The following is a 1,521-nucleotide window of genomic DNA, read 5'->3' as shown; positions in this document are numbered from 1 at the left end:
AGGCTGAGGAGCGGCTTGAGCGAGTCGCTGGCCGGGTCGTCGTTCAGGTCACCGGTGATTGCGATGTGGTCGATGCCCTCCTGGCGCAGGGCCTTGTAGATCGCGGCGACCCGTCGGGCCTGGCGCTTGCGTCGCTTCGCGCCGATGGGATCGCCCTGCGAGGCGTACCCCTTGGACTTGAAGTGGTTCGCCATCACCACGAGGCGACTGCCAGCGGGCGTGTCGAAGTGGTACTCGCAACAGTCCCTCGAGAACACCGGCCCCGTCGCGTCCTCGTCGAAGATGTGGGTGCGCATCTGGACCAGCGGGTACCCCGCCGCCGCCAGGCACCCGACGTCGATGCCGCGGGTGTCGTTGCCCTCGACCACCATCGCCTGTGGGTACGGCGTCCCGCCCACCGCCGGCAACATGGTCCGGCAGAACATGTCCAGCCCCGGCCGGTTGTCCGCCTCCACGACGGTGAGTACGTCGGCCGCGAGCTCCTTGATGACCAGGGCCGTGTGCTCGGTGGCGCGCACGTTGACCGCGACCGTCTTGAGCTCGACCCAGCCGACCCAGTCGGCACGCCCCTTGGCCAGCAGTACGACGGCGCCGGTCATCGGCCGTCGTAGCAACGACCCGCGCAGCTTGCGCAGCCGGACGAAGGTGCCCTCGTCGTCGCTCAGGACGCCCAGCTGGTCGAGCAGGTCGAGGATCTCCGCCTCGACGCCCTGGTAGCTGGCCAGCTCGAAGAGGGTCGAGACCCTCGCATGGGCGGCCAGGATCATGCTGCGGGTGGCAGGGTCGGCCTCGTTGGCGTCCATGGCCTTCGGGCGCGCAAAGAGGTTCTCCACGTTGAACGATGCGATCCTCATGGATCCACGGTGATCACATCAGCCCACCGGAACAATGGCCCGTTCGGGTCTCCACCGGTCGCAGCTCCGCTCCTACAATGCGGGGCCGGGCGGCTGCCCGGACTACGGCAGCTTGACCTCGGCCAGCACCGTTTCCACACCCGACGGGTCGACGTCCTCACCGGCGCCGTACGCCCGCGGGACGAACCCGAAGTCGTTGTCGCTGATGACCACCAGCGTCGACCTGTTCTTCAACGCCGCACCCTCGACCTTGCCGGGCACGCCCGCGACACCGGCCAGGTTGACCAGGAGGGACTTGTCGGCCTCGGTCACCAACGGGTCGGTCGGGTCGAGCGTGATCGTGTGGAAGCGGGCCTCGGTGTCGGTGCGCTCCTGCACGATGACGTGCGTCTGGTCGACCGGGACGAGCGCAGAGATCTTCAGGTCGCGTCCCCGGGTGCCGGCCGCGAAGGTCGAGGCGGCGTCGAAGCGGTAGCCGTAGCGGTGCAGCGTCGTACCCGTCGTCGTGTCGAACGAGACCAGCTCGGTGATGATCCGGTCCCGGTCCCCCGACACCACGACCGAGCTCTGCAGCGCGACCACGATGGTCTTGCCGTCGGGCAGCAGCGCGAGGTCCTCGAAGCCGCGGTTCGCGCGGCGCTTCGACAGGTCCGCGGGCAGCGAGCCG

Annotated in this window: 2 protein-coding genes; both read right to left on the bottom strand. The window is 68.9% G+C overall.

What is annotated here, in order from left to right; all coding sequences use genetic code 11:
* Positions 1–854 (bottom strand): endonuclease/exonuclease/phosphatase family protein (locus ACOADB_RS13705; RefSeq protein ID WP_378599495.1); only part of this gene is annotated, 854 nt, incomplete at its 3' end.
* 102 nt (positions 855–956) lie between these two features.
* A partial coding sequence (locus ACOADB_RS13700; RefSeq protein ID WP_378599492.1) for an esterase-like activity of phytase family protein occupies positions 957–1,521 on the bottom strand: 565 nt, incomplete at its 5' end.

It is taken from the genome of Nocardioides sp. CPCC 206348, from assembly GCF_048654705.1.
In the GTDB taxonomy this organism is placed as follows: domain Bacteria; phylum Actinomycetota; class Actinomycetes; order Propionibacteriales; family Nocardioidaceae; genus Nocardioides.
This window is presented reverse-complemented; position numbering and strand designations above follow the sequence as displayed.